The following is a 16,407-nucleotide window of genomic DNA, read 5'->3' as shown; positions in this document are numbered from 1 at the left end:
CGCTTATTCTTGCTGAAGCGTTTCAGTCGATTAAATGTTCGACAAATGACCAATCAATCGCAGTTTGTGACAGGCAAGGATTCCCCTCAGAACGTAGCTGGATTACTCTTTCAGCCACCTCAAACCCAGGGATAGCTTTGCAGGAGATCTATGACCGTACGCGTAGCGATTAATGGCTTCGGTCGCATCGGACGTAACGTGGTTCGTGCTTTATATGAATCCGGGCGTCGTGCGGAAATCACCGTGGTGGCAATCAATGAACTGGCGGATGCTGCGGGCATGGCGCATTTATTGAAATACGACACCAGCCATGGGCGCTTTGCCTGGGACGTTCGCCAGGAGAGGGAGCAGCTGTTTGTCGGCGACGATGTCATTCGCGTGCTGCATGAGCCTGCTCTTGAGTCGCTACCCTGGCGCGAGTTGGGAGTGGACGTCGTGCTGGACTGTACCGGCGTGTACGGCAACCGTGAGCACGGTGAAGCACATCTGAACGCCGGCGCGAAAAAGGTGCTGTTTTCCCATCCCGGCAGTCACGACCTCGATGCCACTGTCGTTTTCGGCGTCAACCAGCACGAGCTGCAGGCCGAACACCGCATTGTCTCCAACGCCTCCTGTACCACCAACTGCATTATTCCGGTCATTAAACTGTTAGACGATGCGTATGGCATTGAGTCCGGTACCGTGACCACGATCCACTCCGCTATGCACGATCAGCAGGTTATCGACGCGTATCACCCGGATTTGCGGCGCACCCGTGCGGCGAGCCAGTCCATCATTCCGGTTGATACCAAGCTGGCGGCCGGGATCACCCGAATTTTCCCGCAGTTTAACGACCGTTTTGAAGCGATTGCCGTGCGTGTTCCCACCATTAACGTGACCGCAATCGACCTCAGCGTGACGGTGAAAAAACCGGTAAAAGCCTGTGAAGTCAACCTGTTGCTGCAAAAAGCGGCACAGGGTTCATTTCATGGTATAGTTGACTATACGGAATTACCGTTGGTCTCAGTAGATTTTAACCATGACCCGCACAGTGCCATTGTTGATGGCACACAAACGCGAGTCAGTGGCGCACACCTTATCAAGACGCTGGTCTGGTGTGACAACGAATGGGGCTTTGCTAACCGGATGCTCGACACCACGTTAGCAATGGCCGCGAAAGGTTTCAGGTAGAGCGCACGTTGCGCTTGCAAAACTTTAAGAATCAACGAGAGGATTCACCATGTCTGTAATTAAGATGACCGATCTGGATCTGGCAGGTAAACGCGTTTTCATCCGTGCCGATCTGAACGTACCGGTTAAAGATGGCAAAGTGACCAGCGATGCGCGTATCCGTGCTTCTCTGCCAACCATCGAACTGGCACTGAAACAAGGTGCAAAAGTGATGGTCACCTCCCACCTGGGTCGTCCAACTGAAGGCGAGTACAACGAAGAGTTCTCCCTGCTGCCAGTTGTTAATTACCTCAAAGACAAACTGTCCAGCCCGGTTCGCCTGGTAAAAGATTACCTGGACGGCGTAGAAGTTGCTGCCGGTGAACTGGTTGTTCTGGAAAACGTTCGCTTCAACAAAGGCGAGAAGAAAGACGACGAAACGCTGTCCAAAAAATACGCTGCGCTGTGTGACGTATTCGTGATGGATGCATTCGGTACGGCGCACCGCGCTCAGGCTTCTACCCACGGTATCGGTAAATTCGCAGACGTAGCTTGTGCAGGTCCACTGCTGGCTGACGAACTGGAAGCGCTGGGTAAAGCACTGAAAGAGCCAGCACGTCCAATGGTGGCTATCGTCGGTGGTTCTAAAGTCTCTACCAAACTGACCGTTCTGGATTCTCTGTCCAAAATCGCTGACCAGCTGATCGTCGGTGGCGGTATCGCCAACACCTTCGTGGCGGCTCAGGGCCACAACGTGGGTAAATCCCTGTACGAAGCAGACCTGGTTGACGAAGCGAAACGCCTGCTGACCACCTGTGATATCCCGGTTCCAACTGACGTTCGCGTGGCGACCGAGTTCTCTGAAACCGCAACCGCGACCCTGAAATCTGTCAACGACATCAAAGATGACGAGCAGATTCTGGACCTGGGCGACGTTTCTGCACAGAAACTGGCTGAAATCCTGAAAAACGCAAAAACCATCCTGTGGAACGGTCCAGTTGGCGTGTTCGAATTCCCGAACTTCCGTAAAGGGACTGAAATCGTTGCTAATGCTATCGCAGACAGCGAAGCGTTCTCTATCGCAGGCGGTGGTGACACCCTGGCAGCAATCGACCTGTTCGGTATCGCTGACAAAATTTCCTACATCTCCACTGGTGGCGGCGCATTCCTCGAATTCGTGGAAGGCAAAGTTCTGCCAGCAGTAGCAATGCTCGAAGAGCGCGCTAAGCAGTAAGCCATTCAAGGGCAGGGAAACCTGCCCAATTTTCAGCGCGCTTATAAGAGCACGCACCTTTTCTAACGGCCGAAGATACAGGACTAAGCAACATGTCTAAAATTTTTGATTTCGTAAAACCTGGCGTTATCACTGGTGATGACGTACAGAAAGTGTTCCAGGTAGCTAAAGAAAACAACTTTGCTCTGCCAGCAGTTAACTGCGTCGGTACCGACTCTATCAACGCCGTACTGGAAACCGCTGCTAAAGTAAAAGCACCGGTTATCGTTCAGTTCTCTAACGGTGGTGCTGCGTTCATCGCAGGTAAAGGCGTGAAAACTGACATTCCTCAGGGTGCTGCAATCCTGGGTGCTATCTCTGGCGCACATCACGTACACCAGATGGCTGAGCACTACGGTGTTCCAGTTATCCTGCACACTGACCACTGCGCGAAGAAACTGCTGCCGTGGATCGACGGTCTGCTGGACGCGGGTGAAAAACACTTCGCCGCGACCGGTAAGCCACTGTTCTCTTCTCACATGATCGACCTGTCTGAAGAGTCACTGCACGAAAACATCGAAATCTGCTCCAAATACCTGGCGCGCATGGCCAAAATGGGCATGACCCTGGAAATCGAACTGGGTTGCACCGGTGGTGAAGAAGACGGCGTGGACAACAGCCACATGGACGCTTCTGCCCTGTACACCCAGCCAGAAGATGTTGATTACGCGTACACCGAGCTGAGCAAAATCAGCCCACGCTTCACCATTGCAGCGTCCTTCGGTAACGTACACGGCGTTTACAAACCAGGTAACGTGGTTCTGACGCCAACTATCCTGCGTGATTCTCAGGAATACGTGTCTAAGAAACACAACCTGCCGCACAACAGCCTGAACTTCGTCTTCCACGGCGGTTCCGGTTCTTCTGCTCAGGAAATCAAAGACTCCGTCAGCTACGGCGTAGTGAAAATGAACATCGATACCGATACCCAGTGGGCAACATGGGACGGTATCCTGGGCTACTACAAAGCTAACGAAGCTTACCTGCAGGGCCAGCTGGGCAACCCGAAAGGCGAAGACCAGCCGAACAAGAAATACTACGATCCACGCGTATGGCTGCGTGCTGCACAGACTTCAATGATTACGCGTCTGGAGCAGGCATTCAAAGAACTGAACGCGGTTGACGTTCTGTAATTTGAGCTGCTGAAAGCCTTATAAGGCCCGCAATCGCGGGCCTTTTTTTATGTTTTTTCAATATCCTGCAATACCTGTTTTTGTGATCTGCTTGGCAATACGCATACTTTTTGTTTACCCTTTACTGACCTGCCTGTCTCGCTATGGGATGGTTTTTGTTGTTTATAAGAGCATAAGGAAAGATAAATGGAAGATCTCGGTGTTGTAGATAGCATCAATAACGCTGGCTCCTGGCTGGTGCGTAATCAGGCGCTGCTCATCAGCTACGCTGTGAATATTGCGGCGGCAATTGCCATTATTGTCGTGGGGATGATTGTTGCCCGTACCGTTTCCCGGGCCATCAATCGCGTCATGCTCACTCGCCACATTGACGCCACGGTTGCTGATTTCCTGTCAGCGCTGGTGCGCTATGGCATTATCGCATTTACCCTCATTGCGGCATTAGGCCGGGTTGGCGTTCAGACCGCCTCCGTTATTGCCGTGCTGGGTGCCGCCGGTCTGGCCGTTGGTCTGGCGCTTCAGGGCTCGCTCGCTAACCTGGCGGCTGGCGTTCTGCTGGTCACCTTCCGTCCGTTCCGCGCGGGTGAATATGTCGATCTGGGCGGCACGGCGGGCACAGTGCTGAACGTGCAGATTTTCTCCACCACGCTGCGTTCGGCGGACGGTAAAATCGTTATTGTGCCGAACAAGAAAGTCATCGACGGGAACATCACCAACTTCTCCCGTGAGCCGGTTCGCCGCAATGAACTGGTGATTGGCGTGGGTTACGATTCCGATACCGAGCTGGTTAAAAAGCTCATCACCGATATTATCGAGTCTGACGAACGTATCCTGAAAGATCGCGAAATGACCGTACGCCTGAACGAGCTGGGCGCATCGTCAATTAACTTCGTGGTGCGTATCTGGAGCAAGAGCAGCGATCTGCAGAACGTTTACTGGGACGTGCTTGAGCGCATCAAACGTGATTTTGACGCCAACGGCATCAGCTTCCCGTATCCGCAGATGGACGTGAACTTTAAGCGCGTAAAAGAAGCCGAATAACGCGTGTCGATTCAGTCAACGCCCGCCGGAAAAGCGGGCGTTGTGCTTTATGGCTGTTTACGCGCGCTTCCCTCAAGAAGCTGGCTTACCTCGCGCATCAATGTGCCCGCGTCCGCATTACCTTTACTTTCCTGCTGAATCACCCACTCACGTTGTACCGCTTGATACTGCGTCACTCTCTGCCATTTCTCCAGCTCGCCACGGCTAAGAAGATGAAACTGAGCGCCTTCCTTTTCCAGCGTAGCGGTCAGAGATGCCAGCCCCTTGTCCAGGGTCGCGCCGAGCTGTTTCTCTGTGATGTTAGCCGCGCGATAAATAGCCTCTCGATCCTGCCCGGACATGGCATTCCAGGTATCTTTATTCATCACCAGAAGATAGACATGTCCAAGCCAGAGCGCTGGGGAAGAGTAGATATAAGGTGCCTCACGCTGAGCATGAATGTCATACCCGCTGTCGAGGTTGACCATCAGCCCGTTCAACTGTCCGGCGCGCAACGCGTCGGTAATGTTGTTGTTCCAGGGCATTGCCACGGTGGTTGCGCCAGCGTTGCGTAAAAATGACTGATGCCAGAAGCTGGCGGTTCGCCACGTTGTTCCCTCTAACTGACTTAACTTCACACCTGGCTGACGCGTAAAAAAACCTGCCGGATAACCCAAGAAGAACTGCAAATTTACCAGGTTATTTCGCTCCAGTTCCTGGGCAAACTGTGGATGTTGCCCGAAGACGCGATGAAAGAACGTCACCTGTGCATCACCGTTATCTGGCCCCAGAGGGAAGCTTTTAAATATCTGATGCAGCGGAAGTTGTTCAGCCGTATATTCGGGCACGACAATGCCGATGTCAGCTTCTTTACCTTGACTCAACGTCCTTAACGCATTGTAGCTACTTGATATTTCCCCGTTCCAGTGGGCATCAATTTTCAGGCGGCCTTGCGACTCTTTTTCGATCTCACGAAAGAAAACCTGTTTGATAAATTGAGTGCGCATATTGCCGTACGGTTCGTGGTCAGTGTACCGCAGGATCTTTTCCGCGCTCGCGGTGGCCGGAAAGGCAGATAACAGCGCGAATGTGGCATAGACGAACGCTGCAAGGCCTTGATGCTTCATAGTTTTCCAGGAGAAGTTTAGTGAGTCAGGGATCGCATAAGGATACGCCGGTTAATGGAGCAGGGGACTTGATAAAATCTGAATATTGCACCCTGCACAGGGTTTTATTAATTATTCTAATTAATCATTAAAATTATCAATTTTCTCTAATGGCAGGCTCGCAGTATAGTCTGCACATAGAGAAAACCTGATGAGAGTTATGCTATGTTATCTTACTATTTTCAAGGGCTTGCGCTAGGTGCGGCGATGATCCTTCCTCTCGGCCCGCAAAATGCGTTTGTCATGAACCAGGGCATTCGCCGCCAGTATCATCTGATGATTGCCCTGCTGTGTGCGGTGAGCGACCTGCTGCTGATCTGCGCCGGCATTTTTGGCGGCAGCGCACTGCTGATGCAGTCACCATGGCTGCTGGCGCTCGTGACCTGGGGCGGCGTCGCATTCCTGCTCTGGTATGGGTTTGGGGCGCTGAAAACGGCGATGAGCAGCAACCTGGAACTCGCCAGCGCCGAGGTGATGAAGCAGGGGCGCTGGAAAATTATTGCCACCATGCTGGCCGTAACGTGGCTGAACCCCCACGTTTACCTCGATACCTTCGTGGTGCTGGGTAGCCTTGGCGGACAGCTCGACGTGGAGCCTAAGCGCTGGTTTGCGCTGGGAACCGTGAGCGCGTCATTCCTGTGGTTCTTTGGCCTCGCCATTCTGGCTGCGTGGTTGGCACCGAGGCTGCGTACGGCAAAAGCTCAGCGCATCATTAATACGCTGGTCGGGCTGGTGATGTGGTTTATCGCGTTCCAGCTGGCGAAAGAGGGCGTTCACCATGTTCAGGCATTGTTCAACTAAGCGTTGTCTTATGGACATCTGAATAAGACCCGCTAAGCTTGCTGGCATGAGCCCTGTTGTTAGGGCACTCTTCGCAACATGGAGGAATAACAGTGAAGTTTAACGTGATAGCCCTGGCGGCGTTAGTGAGTTTAGGTGCGGTTTCGGCGCAGGCGAATGAACTGCCTGCGGGTCCGCACATCGTCACGTCAGGCACCGCAAGCGTGGATGCGGTACCGGATGTTGCAACCCTGGCGATTGAAGTGAACGTCGCGGCAAAAGATGCCGCGTCCGCGAAGAAGCAGGCGGACGATCGCGTTGCGCAATATCTCTCCTTCCTGGAGCAGAATGGCGTGGCGAAAAAAGATATCAACTCCGCGAACCTGCGCACCCAGCCGGATTATGACTACCAGAACGGTAAAAGCATTCTGAAAGGCTACCGCGCCGTGCGTACGGTGGAAGTCACCCTGCGCCAGCTGGATAAGCTGAACTCGCTGCTGGACGGCGCGCTGAAAGCGGGGCTGAACGAAATCCGTTCCGTCTCTCTGGGCGTTGCGCAACCGGAAAAATACAAAGACGAAGCGCGTAAAGCCGCTATTGATGATGCCATCCACCAGGCGCAGCAGTTGGCGTCCGGCTTCAAAGGCAAACTCGGCCCGGTGTATAGCGTGCGCTACCACGTCTCAAACTATCAGCCAAGCCCGATGGTGCGTATGATGAAGGCCGATGCGGCACCGGTATCTGCGCAGGAAACGTACGAACAGCCGACGATCCAGTTCGACGATCAGGTTGATGTGGTGTTCCAGCTGGAGCCAACGCAGACTCAGCAAACTGAGGCGGCTAAGGCGCAGTAATTTGCCCTCACCCTGACCCTCTCCCACAGGGAGAGGGAATTCAGGCGATTAATCCTGTCTCAACACCTTGTGACCAAATGCCAGCAGCGCGTCGGTGACGTTGCGCATCATGCGGCTTTCCGGTGCAAAACGGTGCCAGTAGAGCATCCGGCGCTGATACAGCCCCGGCGTTAAATCAATCAGCTCACCGCTTTTCAACTCTCTCTCAATCTGCAAATGCGGGATCATGCAGCAGGTGGTTCCCTGACGCGCAAGCTGCACAAAGGCCTCCGACGAGTTCACGATGTGGCACGGCACGCTGCCCGGCGGCAGGTCGAAGTTTTGCTGCAGGAAGGCCTGATGCATATCGTCGAGATGGTCGAACGCCACGGCGGGCGCTTTCAGCAGCGCGGCGCGCGTTACGCCGTTCGGGAAGTAGCGTTCGGCAAAGGCTTTTGAGCCAACAAACAGGTAGTCCAGCGCACCCAGCTGATCGACCAGACAGCTTGGCAGCGCCTGAGGCTGAATACTGACCGCGCCGACCACTTCACCGCGACGCAAACGCTCCTGGGTGCGGGTTTCATCTTCTACCTGCAAGTTGAGCCGGATAGGGGAGTCGGCCAGCACCGGCGCAAGGGCAGGCAGCAGCCAGGTTGCCAGGCTGTCGGCGTTCACCGCCAGTGACAGCAGCAGCGGCGTGGAACCGGTCTGTTCATCACCCAGCCATTCATCTTCCAGCAGCTCAACCTGGCGCAGCAGGGCGAGCAACTTTTGGCCCTGCTCGGTCGGGCGTGGTGGCACGGTACGCACCAGCAGGGGTTGTCCGAACATGTTTTCAAGCTGTTTGATACGCTGTGACACGGCGGATTGGGTGATGCACAGCTTTTGCGCCGCGCGTTCAAAACCACGTTCGCGAATGACGGCATCAAGGGCCTGTAATGTTCTGTAATCCGGACGTTTCATTGCGGGTCAATACTCCTGAATTTTACTTATTCTGCACTATGACACAATTTTCCCCTCGTGACAGACGAAATCCATTCCGCGTGTTCTATAATGCGGCCTGAGTTTTCACACCACAGGCAAAACGATCATGACGCAGGATGAACTGAAAAAAGCAGTAGGATGGGCCGCTCTCCAGTACGTACAGCCAGGTACCATTGTGGGTGTTGGTACGGGGTCAACGGCGGCACACTTTATCGATGCCCTTGGCACGATGAAAGGGCAGATCGAGGGCGCGGTATCAAGCTCCGATGCTTCCACGGAAAAGCTGAAAAGCCTTGGTATTACCGTTTTTGATTTGAACGAAGTGGACCGTCTCGGCATCTACGTTGACGGCGCGGATGAAATCAATGGCCATATGCAGATGATCAAAGGCGGCGGCGCGGCGCTGACGCGTGAAAAGATCATTGCCTCCGTTGCGGACAAATTTATCTGCATTGCCGATGCGTCCAAGCAGGTCGATATTCTGGGTAATTTCCCGCTGCCGGTCGAAGTGATCCCAATGGCACGCAGCGCAGTGGCGCGCGAGCTGGTGAAGCTGGGTGGCCGGCCGGAATATCGTCAGGGCGTGGTGACGGATAATGGCAACGTGATCCTCGACGTGCACGGCCTGGAGATCCTCGATGCGGTGGCGCTGGAAAACGCCATCAACGGCATTCCCGGCGTGGTGACGGTAGGGCTGTTCGCCAACCGTGGCGCGGATGTGGCGCTGATCGGAACCGCTGACGGCGTGAAAACCATCGTAAAATGATCTGACGGGGGGAGCCTTCCCCCCGCTAAAAAAATTTTGAACCGCTAAATTCGGTGACTTGTGTCACGTTTTTACGCCTGTTTTGCCGATCCTGCCGCTTTCGCAATCTTCCTTAGCATTTTCCTCTGCCATTTTGCCCTGTATGACTTTTCTTCAGAGTGCCGACGCAAACGTTCATATTGCTGCAATAGTTTTTTTTGATATGTTGGCTGGAGCGGATGCATATCCAGCACAACATCAGTTCAGACAAAAACAGGGTCGGGTAAATGGCAAAGGTATCACTGGAGAAAGACAAGATTAAATTCCTGCTGGTCGAGGGCGTGCATCAGAAAGCCATCGATAGTCTTCGTGCGGCAGGCTACACCAATATCGAATTTCACAAAGGGGCGCTCGACACCGACGAGCTGAAAGCGTCCATCCGTGATGCCCATTTCATCGGCCTGCGATCCCGTACCCACCTGACTGAAGACGTTATTGCTGCGGCGGAAAAGCTGGTGGCTATCGGCTGTTTCTGCATCGGTACCAACCAGGTGGATTTGAATGCAGCCGCCAGACGCGGTATTCCGGTCTTTAACGCCCCGTTCTCCAACACCCGTTCCGTGGCGGAACTGGTCATTGGTGAACTGCTGCTGTTGCTGCGCGGTATCCCTGAAGCGAACGCCAAAGCGCACCGTGGCGTGTGGAACAAACTGGCGTCCGGCTCATTCGAAGCGCGTGGCAAGAAGCTCGGGATCATCGGCTACGGTCATATCGGCACGCAGCTGGGGATCCTGGCTGAGTCGCTGGGGATGCACGTCTTCTTCTATGATATCGAAAGCAAGCTGCCGCTCGGCAATGCTACCCAGGTACAACATCTGTCCGATCTGCTGAACATGAGCGACGTGGTGAGCCTGCATGTGCCGGAAAATGCGTCAACCAAAAACATGATGGGGGCGGAAGAGCTGGCGTTGATGAAGCCGGGCTCCCTGCTGATCAACGCCGCGCGCGGCACCGTAGTGGATATTCCGGCGCTGGCAGATGCCCTGAAGCGTAAACACCTGGCGGGCGCTGCCATCGACGTTTTCCCGACCGAGCCTGCGACCAACAGCGATCCGTTCACCTCTCCGCTGTGCGAGTTCGACAACGTGATCCTGACGCCGCATATCGGCGGGTCTACCCAGGAAGCGCAGGAGAATATCGGCCTGGAAGTGGCGGGCAAGCTGAGCAAATACTCTGACAACGGTTCGACGCTTTCCGCCGTGAACTTCCCGGAAGTGTCTCTGCCGCTGCACGGTGGCCGCCGTCTGCTGCACATCCATGAAAACCGTCCGGGCGTGCTGACTGCCATCAACCAGATCTTCGCCGAGCAGGGCGTGAACATTGCCGCACAGTATCTGCAAACTAACTCGCAGATGGGTTATGTGGTTATTGATATTGAAGCGGATGAAGATGTCGCTGAGAAAGCACTGCAGAGCATGAAGGCGATTCCGGGGACGATCCGCGCGCGTCTGCTGTACTGATAGTGCGGGCTGTGGTGTCGGGTGGCGCTTACGCTTACCCGACCTGGAAGGTCCGGGGAGTTATGTAGGCCGGGTAAGCGTGAGCGCCACCCGGCTTTATTCTACCAGGTCCAGGTTTTGCCGGGCGTCACCACCGCAGGCAACGGGATATCCCATTTCTCCACCGGCAAGGCCTCTACAGCCTGACAATCATGCGCATACCCTACCGGCTGAAAGCCATGATGCTGCCAGTTTTGCAGCGTTCTGTCATAAAATCCCCCGCCCATACCCAGGCGCTGACCCTGCTCATCAAACGCCACCAGCGGCGTGACCAGCACGTCCAGATCTGCCAGCGGCAGCACATCGCGGACGTCGAGTTTGGGTTCGGTAATTTTCAGACGATTCACCACCAGTTCGCTGCGCGGATGGTAGTGCAAAAACAGCAGGTTGCCCTTGCTGAACGGGTGTAGCACAGGCAGGTACACCTTCTTTCCGGCGCGCCAGAGTTGGTCGATAAGCGGTTGGGTATCCAGTTCACCATCAAAAGAGAGAAACAGCGCGACCGTATGCGCCATCACAACAGGGGGATACGCCATCATACGCGCGGCGGCCTGCTGGGCAAAAAACGCTTGTTGTTCGGGGGTTAACGCACGACGACGTTGACGGATAAGCTGACGAATAGCCTGGCGAGACGCGGGTACTTCAGGGAATTGTGTCATGGTAGTCGGTAGAGAAGAGAGAGGGAATCTCCGAGATGCCGCCGCAGGCTGTAACCCTTGAACCCTTGGTTCAAGGTGAATGTGTCGTCATAGTTTTAAGGCTTCTCGGACGAACCGAGCATGCTCACCAACCATGGAGCGCCACATTCTTGTGGTATGAAATATCGGCTCAGGGGACTGGCCCGCTTGCGAACATCTCAGAGAAATTTTGTCTTCACAGTTACTCTACCATAGTCAACTGAGAAGTGTTATTCAAACTTTGGTCCCGGTCTTTCGGGATTGCGACCCTGATCAAGCAACGCCTGTTCAATGGTCTGCTGGAGCATTTTAATGCGCTGCTCCATGCTTGCCGCGTAGTCGCGGGTCTTCGTTTTTTCCTGAGTCAGTTCATAGCTGATGTTCAACGCGGCGATGAAGACCAGCTGCTCAGTATTTGTGACTCTAGTGCGTTCTTTGAGATCTTGCAACCGCTGATTCAAATCGTCCGCAGCCTGATTCAGGGCATCCCTTTGTTCAGGTGGACAATTCACTCGCAGTGAACGGCCAAAAATCTGGAGATCGACGGGTTGTGCAGACATGCCACCTTCCTGCTGATTGACTGCGCTGCCTTCGCTTACTGCCCCGGGGGCTGCGAAGGGGCGACACTATAGCTACCCTGATGTGAAGATACAAGCCCTTTTCTGGTATCACCAGGGTCCAAAGTGGTAGCATATCATGAATATCCTCCCTTTGATGACGAATGCGTATGTCTATACAGAACGAAATGCCTGGTTACAAGGATTTAAACCAGTTACTGAACCAGCAGGGAGTCGGTTTAACCCCTGCCGAAATGCACGGTCTGATCAGTGGCATACTGTGCGGCGGAAACAGCGACAGCTCATGGCAGCCGCTGATCCACGACCTGACGAACGAAGGGCTGGCCTTTGGTCATGAGCTGGCGGAAGCGCTGCGTAAAATGCACGCGGCAACCAGCGATTCACTGGAAGACGATGGCTTCCTTTTTCAGCTTTATCTGCCTGAAGGCGACGATGTCAGCGTGTTCGATCGCGCCGATGCGCTCGCGGGCTGGGTCAACCACTATCTGTTGGGGCTGGGCGTAACCCAACCTAAACTGGATAAAGTGACCGGCGAAGCGGGTGAGGCCATCGACGATCTGCGTAATATTGCGCAGCTGGGCTACGAAGAAGACGAAGATCAGGAAGAGCTGGAGATGTCCCTCGAAGAGATCATTGAATATGTTCGCGTAGCGTCACTGCTGTGCCACGACAACTTCACGCGCTCGCAGCCCACCGCGCCGGAAGTGCGCAAGCCAACCTTACATTAAGAAAAACAACGCACAGGAGGGTGTCATGGTTATGTCTACTCAAGAGTATTCTCGCCGTCGTCAGGCGCTGCTGGCAAACATGCAGCCGGGCAGCGCCGCGCTGATTTTTGCCGCGCCCGAAGTGACGCGCAGCGCCGACAGCGAATACCCCTATCGCCAGAGCAGCGATTTCTGGTACTTCACCGGGTTTAACGAGCCGGAAGCGGTACTGGTGCTGATCAAAAGCAATGACACCCACAACCACAGCGTCATTTTTAACCGCGTGCGCGATCTGACCGCAGAAGTCTGGTTTGGTCGCCGCCTCGGCCAGGAGGCTGCGCCTGCGAAGCTGGGTGTTGACCGTGCGCTGGCGTTCAGCGAAATCAACCAGCAGCTTTACCAGCTGCTGAACGGTCTGGACGTGCTCTACCATGCTCAGGGCGAATACGCCTACGCCGATGAGATCGTCTTCACCGCGCTGGACAAGCTGCGTAAGGGCGCGCGTCAGAACCTGTCCGCGCCCGCCACGCTGACGGACTGGCGTCCGGTGGTGCACGAGATGCGCCTGTTTAAGTCAGAAGAAGAGCTGAACGTGATGCGTCGGGCCGGCGAAATCAGCGCGCTGGCGCACACCCGCGCGATGGAAAAATGCCGTCCGGGGATGTTTGAATATCAGCTCGAAGGTGAAATTCACCACGAATTTAACCGTCACGGCGCGCGCTTCCCGTCCTATAACACCATCGTGGGCGGCGGCGAAAACGGCTGCATCCTGCACTACACCGAAAACGAAAGCGAACTGCGCGACGGTGAACTGGTGCTGATCGACGCCGGGTGCGAATACCTCGGCTATGCCGGAGACATTACACGCACCTTCCCGGTGAACGGCAAATTCTCGCCCGCGCAGCGCGAAATCTACGATATCGTGCTCGAATCACTGAATACCGCCCTGACGCTGTTCCGTCCGGGGACCTCTATTCAGGAGGTCACCGGGGAAGTGGTTCGCATCATGATTACTGGCCTGGTGAAGCTGGGCATCCTGAAAGGCGACGTGGACACACTGATTACCGAAAATGCCCATCGTCCGTACTTTATGCACGGCCTGAGCCACTGGCTGGGGCTGGACGTTCATGATGTCGGCGCATACGGCCCGGATCGTTCACGCGTGCTGGAGCCGGGTATGGTGTTAACCGTCGAGCCGGGGCTGTATATCGCACCGGATGCCGATGTGCCAGACGCATACCGTGGGATCGGCATTCGTATAGAAGATGACATCGTCATCACCGAAACCGGCAACGAAAACCTGACCGCGAGCGTCGTGAAAAATGCCGACGACATCGAGGCGCTGATGGCGGCGGCACGCGGATGAGCGTGATTATCGTTGGCGGAGGCATGAATGGCGCCACGCTGGCGCTGGCCATTTCGCATTTGACCCAGGGCCAGCTGCCGGTGCATCTGGTCGAGGCCGTGGCGCCGCAGACGACGAACCACCCCGGGTTTGATTCGCGTGCCATTGCGCTGGCGCAGGGGACGTGTCAGCAGCTGTCACGCATTGGCATCTGGCAGGCTATCGCCGAGTGTGCGACAGCGATCAAGACCGTTCACGTTAGCGACCGCGGACACGCCGGGTTTGTAACCCTGGATGCCCATGATTACCGCATTGATGCTCTGGGCCAGGTTGTCGAACTGCACGACGTCGGGCTGCGGCTGTTCCGTCTGTTGCAGGACGCGCCGGGCGTAACCTTGCACTGCCCGGCCCGCGTGGCGAACGTGAGCCGCAGTGAAGAGGCGGTCAGCGTGACGTTAGAGAACGGTACCACGCTTGAAGGCCAGGTGCTGGTGGCGGCGGACGGTTCACGCTCCGCCATTGCCACCCGGTTTGGCGTGCAATGGCAGCAGGAGCCGTACGGGCAGGTCGGCGTGATTGCCAATGTCTCCACGGCGAGTGCGCACAACGGCAGAGCGTTCGAACGCTTCACGCAGCACGGACCGCTGGCGATGCTGCCGATGTCGCACGGGCGCTGCTCGCTGGTGTGGTGCCATCCGCAGGAGAAGGCGGACGAGGTGCTCGGCTGGACAGATGACCGTTTCTGCAACGAGCTGCAAAAAGCCTTTGGCTGGCGACTCGGACGCATCACGCATGCAGGCAAACGTGCGGTTTATCCGCTATCGTTAACCACCGCATCACAATGTATTTCGCATCGCGTGGCGCTGGTCGGCAACGCCGCGCAGACGCTGCATCCGATTGCGGGGCAGGGCTTCAACCTGGGGCTGCGCGACGTCATGAGCCTGGCGGAATCGCTGACGCAGGCATGGTCTGAGCAAAAAGACGTCGGCGGCTATGCCGTGTTGAGCCATTACCAAAACCGCCGCCGGGCCGATAAAGAGGCGACCATTGGCGTCACCGATGGCCTGGTACACCTGTTTGCTAATCGCTGGGGGCCGCTGGTTGCGGGTCGTAACCTCGGGCTGATGGCGATGGAATTGTTCATTCCGGCACGCGACGTGCTGGCGCAGCGGACTCTTGGTTGGGTCGCGCGTTAAGGAGTTATCACCGTGCAAAATGTTGATGTCGCTATCGTTGGCGGCGGAATGGTTGGACTGGCGCTGGCCTGTGGACTGCAGGGCAGCGGCCTGCGTGTGGCCGTGCTTGAGCAAAATCAGCCTCAGCCCGTCGCGCAGGATGCGCCGCCGGAACTCCGCGTCTCGGCCATTAATGCGGCGAGCGAGAAGTTGCTGACTCATCTTGGCGTCTGGTCAGATATTGTGGCCCAGCGAGCCAGCTGTTATCACGGTATGGAAGTGTGGGACAAAGACAGCTTTGGTCACATCACTTTCGATGATGAAAGCCTGGGCTATAGCCATCTCGGCCATATCATCGAAAACGCGGTGGTTCACCACGCGCTGTGGCAAAAGGCGCAGGCCTGTAGCGACGTTACGCTGATTGCAACCGCACAGCTTCAGCAGGTGGCGTGGGGTGAAAACGAAGCGTTTATCACCCTGCAAAATGGCGATATGCTGACCGCGCGTCTGATGGTCGGGGCCGACGGCGCCAACTCCTGGCTGCGCAATAAAGCTGACATTCCGCTGACGTACTGGGATTATCATCACCATGCGTTAGTGGCCACGATCCGCACCACCGAGCCGCACGGCGGCGTAGCGCGTCAGATTTTCCATAACGACGGCATACTGGCCTTCCTGCCGCTCAGCGATCCGCATCTCTGCTCGATTGTCTGGTCCCTGGTGCCTGAAAAAGCTCAGCAGATGCAGGACGCGACGCCCGATGCCTTTAACCAGGCGCTGTGCATCGCGTTTGATAACCGCCTTGGACTGTGCACGCTTGAAAGCGAGCGTCAGGTCTTCCCACTCACGGGCCGTTACGCCCGCCAGTTTGCCGCGCACCGTCTGGCGCTGGTTGGTGATGCAGCGCATACCATTCACCCGCTGGCCGGCCAGGGGGTCAACCTGGGCTTTATGGATGCGGCCGAGCTGGTTGAAGAGTTGCGCCGTCTGCACCGCGAAGGTAAGGATATTGGTCAGCATATGTATCTGCGTCGCTACGAGCGCAGCCGCAAGCACAGCGCGGCCATGATGCTGGCGGGAATGCAGGGCTTCCGCGAGCTGTTTGCCGGGGCGAACCCGGCGAAAAAACTGCTGCGCGACATTGGCCTGAAACTCGCCGACACGCTTCCCGGCGTTAAGCCTCAGCTTCTTCGTCAGGCGATGGGCCTTAACGATCTCCCTCACTGGCTTCGCTAAACGCTAATTTTGACCCCCGTCACACTTTATTTTCCCGGCGCTGACGC

16 protein-coding genes and 1 other RNA gene are annotated in these 16,407 nt (G+C 55.8%); 12 read left to right on the top strand and 5 right to left on the bottom strand.

The genetic code is table 11. From position 1 onward, the window contains the following. Positions 1-150: 150 nt before the first annotated feature. The 4 genes from epd to mscS all read left to right on the top strand — a co-directional run bounded on the left by epd (position 151) and on the right by mscS (position 4,596). Positions 151-1,170, top strand: a complete 1,020-nt coding sequence (gene epd / locus ACWKX3_RS21250) for an erythrose-4-phosphate dehydrogenase (protein ID WP_006178403.1) — start codon at positions 151-153, stop codon at positions 1,168-1,170. Positions 1,171-1,219: 49 nt separating this feature from the next. Beyond that, positions 1,220-2,383, top strand: coding sequence for a phosphoglycerate kinase (gene pgk, locus ACWKX3_RS21245; RefSeq protein WP_006178402.1), 1,164 nt, complete (start codon positions 1,220-1,222; stop codon positions 2,381-2,383). A 92-nt stretch (positions 2,384-2,475) separates the two neighbouring features. Continuing rightward, positions 2,476-3,555, top strand: a complete 1,080-nt coding sequence (fbaA, locus tag ACWKX3_RS21240; RefSeq protein WP_006178401.1) for a class II fructose-bisphosphate aldolase — start codon at positions 2,476-2,478, stop codon at positions 3,553-3,555. A gap of 186 nt (positions 3,556-3,741) precedes the next feature. Then, the gene (mscS, locus tag ACWKX3_RS21235; protein ID WP_006178399.1) at positions 3,742-4,596 is read left to right on the top strand and encodes a small-conductance mechanosensitive channel MscS; all 855 of its coding nucleotides are present in this window, start codon (positions 3,742-3,744) and stop codon (positions 4,594-4,596) included. A gap of 47 nt (positions 4,597-4,643) precedes the next feature. Here the strand turns inward: mscS and dctP are convergent, their stop codons facing one another. Further along, the gene (gene dctP / locus ACWKX3_RS21230; protein ID WP_454542394.1) at positions 4,644-5,702 is read right to left on the bottom strand and encodes a TRAP transporter substrate-binding protein DctP; all 1,059 of its coding nucleotides are present in this window, start codon (positions 5,700-5,702) and stop codon (positions 4,644-4,646) included. Positions 5,703-5,906: 204 nt separating this feature from the next. On the opposite strand from dctP, the gene argO reads away from it, so the two are divergent. After that, the gene (argO, locus tag ACWKX3_RS21225) at positions 5,907-6,542 is read left to right on the top strand and encodes an arginine exporter ArgO (RefSeq protein ID WP_006178397.1); all 636 of its coding nucleotides are present in this window, start codon (positions 5,907-5,909) and stop codon (positions 6,540-6,542) included. Between the two features lie 92 nt (positions 6,543-6,634). Beyond that, positions 6,635-7,375 (top strand): oxidative stress defense protein, encoded by a 741-nt coding sequence (locus ACWKX3_RS21220; protein WP_006178396.1) that lies wholly within the window; start codon positions 6,635-6,637, stop codon positions 7,373-7,375. A gap of 48 nt (positions 7,376-7,423) precedes the next feature. Here the strand turns inward: ACWKX3_RS21220 and argP are convergent, their stop codons facing one another. Next, the gene (gene argP / locus ACWKX3_RS21215; RefSeq protein ID WP_006178395.1) at positions 7,424-8,317 is read right to left on the bottom strand and encodes a DNA-binding transcriptional regulator ArgP; all 894 of its coding nucleotides are present in this window, start codon (positions 8,315-8,317) and stop codon (positions 7,424-7,426) included. A 127-nt stretch (positions 8,318-8,444) separates the two neighbouring features. On the opposite strand from argP, the gene rpiA reads away from it, so the two are divergent. Beyond that, entirely contained in the window at positions 8,445-9,104 is a 660-nt protein-coding gene (gene rpiA / locus ACWKX3_RS21210; RefSeq protein WP_101737021.1) for a ribose-5-phosphate isomerase RpiA, read from the top strand. A gap of 266 nt (positions 9,105-9,370) precedes the next feature. Further along, on the top strand, positions 9,371-10,603 hold the full coding sequence (gene serA / locus ACWKX3_RS21205; RefSeq protein WP_006178392.1) for a phosphoglycerate dehydrogenase: 1,233 nt from the start codon (positions 9,371-9,373) through the stop codon (positions 10,601-10,603). A gap of 101 nt (positions 10,604-10,704) precedes the next feature. On the opposite strand, the gene ACWKX3_RS21200 is transcribed toward serA, so the two are convergent. The 3 genes from ACWKX3_RS21200 to zapA form a co-directional block, all read right to left on the bottom strand. After that, positions 10,705-11,301, bottom strand: a complete 597-nt coding sequence (locus ACWKX3_RS21200; protein ID WP_454542393.1) for a 5-formyltetrahydrofolate cyclo-ligase — start codon at positions 11,299-11,301, stop codon at positions 10,705-10,707. Between the two features lie 23 nt (positions 11,302-11,324). Continuing rightward, positions 11,325-11,508: non-coding RNA, 6S RNA (gene ssrS, locus ACWKX3_RS21195), on the bottom strand. 41 nt (positions 11,509-11,549) lie between these two features. Continuing rightward, positions 11,550-11,879 carry a cell division protein ZapA gene (gene zapA / locus ACWKX3_RS21190; protein WP_006178390.1) on the bottom strand — a complete coding sequence of 110 codons (330 nt, stop codon included), beginning with the start codon at positions 11,877-11,879 and terminating at the stop codon, positions 11,550-11,552. A 167-nt stretch (positions 11,880-12,046) separates the two neighbouring features. Here zapA and ACWKX3_RS21185 point away from each other — a divergent pair, with 167 nt between their 5' ends. From ACWKX3_RS21185 to ubiI, 4 genes are read left to right on the top strand one after another with little or no spacing between them, the layout of a single operon-like run. Next, a complete protein-coding gene (locus ACWKX3_RS21185) occupies positions 12,047-12,625 on the top strand; it encodes a YecA/YgfB family protein (protein ID WP_072208719.1) in 579 nt (192 codons plus the stop codon). 31 nt (positions 12,626-12,656) lie between these two features. After that, positions 12,657-13,970, top strand: a complete 1,314-nt coding sequence (gene pepP, locus ACWKX3_RS21180) for a Xaa-Pro aminopeptidase (protein ID WP_137272805.1) — start codon at positions 12,657-12,659, stop codon at positions 13,968-13,970. Continuing rightward, a complete protein-coding gene (gene ubiH, locus ACWKX3_RS21175; protein WP_454542392.1) occupies positions 13,967-15,145 on the top strand; it encodes a 2-octaprenyl-6-methoxyphenyl hydroxylase in 1,179 nt (392 codons plus the stop codon). The genes pepP and ubiH overlap by 4 nt, the downstream gene beginning before the upstream one ends. Before the next feature lie 12 nt (positions 15,146-15,157). Continuing rightward, on the top strand, positions 15,158-16,360 hold the full coding sequence (gene ubiI, locus ACWKX3_RS21170; protein WP_454542391.1) for an FAD-dependent 2-octaprenylphenol hydroxylase: 1,203 nt from the start codon (positions 15,158-15,160) through the stop codon (positions 16,358-16,360). The last annotated feature ends 47 nt before the right edge of the window (positions 16,361-16,407 follow it).

It is taken from the genome of Enterobacter sp. UPMP2052 (assembly GCF_053709675.1).
Note: the sequence above shows the minus strand (reverse complement) of the source record. Positions and strands in the feature narration are given on the sequence as shown.

Coding starts and splice junctions, on each gene's coding strand:
- mscS (WP_006178399.1), top strand. CDS start 3,742: ATGGAAGATCTCGGTGTTGTAGATAGCATCAATAACGCTGGCTCCTGG.
- argP (WP_006178395.1), bottom strand. CDS start 8,317: ATGAAACGTCCGGATTACAGAACATTACAGGCCCTTGATGCCGTCATT.
- rpiA (WP_101737021.1), top strand. CDS start 8,445: ATGACGCAGGATGAACTGAAAAAAGCAGTAGGATGGGCCGCTCTCCAG.
- zapA (WP_006178390.1), bottom strand. CDS start 11,879: ATGTCTGCACAACCCGTCGATCTCCAGATTTTTGGCCGTTCACTGCGA.
- argO (WP_006178397.1), top strand. CDS start 5,907: ATGTTATCTTACTATTTTCAAGGGCTTGCGCTAGGTGCGGCGATGATC.
- serA (WP_006178392.1), top strand. CDS start 9,371: ATGGCAAAGGTATCACTGGAGAAAGACAAGATTAAATTCCTGCTGGTC.
- ubiH (WP_454542392.1), top strand. CDS start 13,967: ATGAGCGTGATTATCGTTGGCGGAGGCATGAATGGCGCCACGCTGGCG.
- pepP (WP_137272805.1), top strand. CDS start 12,657: ATGTCTACTCAAGAGTATTCTCGCCGTCGTCAGGCGCTGCTGGCAAAC.
- fbaA (WP_006178401.1), top strand. CDS start 2,476: ATGTCTAAAATTTTTGATTTCGTAAAACCTGGCGTTATCACTGGTGAT.
- ACWKX3_RS21200 (WP_454542393.1), bottom strand. CDS start 11,301: ATGACACAATTCCCTGAAGTACCCGCGTCTCGCCAGGCTATTCGTCAG.
- ACWKX3_RS21185 (WP_072208719.1), top strand. CDS start 12,047: ATGTCTATACAGAACGAAATGCCTGGTTACAAGGATTTAAACCAGTTA.
- pgk (WP_006178402.1), top strand. CDS start 1,220: ATGTCTGTAATTAAGATGACCGATCTGGATCTGGCAGGTAAACGCGTT.
- epd (WP_006178403.1), top strand. CDS start 151: ATGACCGTACGCGTAGCGATTAATGGCTTCGGTCGCATCGGACGTAAC.
- dctP (WP_454542394.1), bottom strand. CDS start 5,702: ATGAAGCATCAAGGCCTTGCAGCGTTCGTCTATGCCACATTCGCGCTG.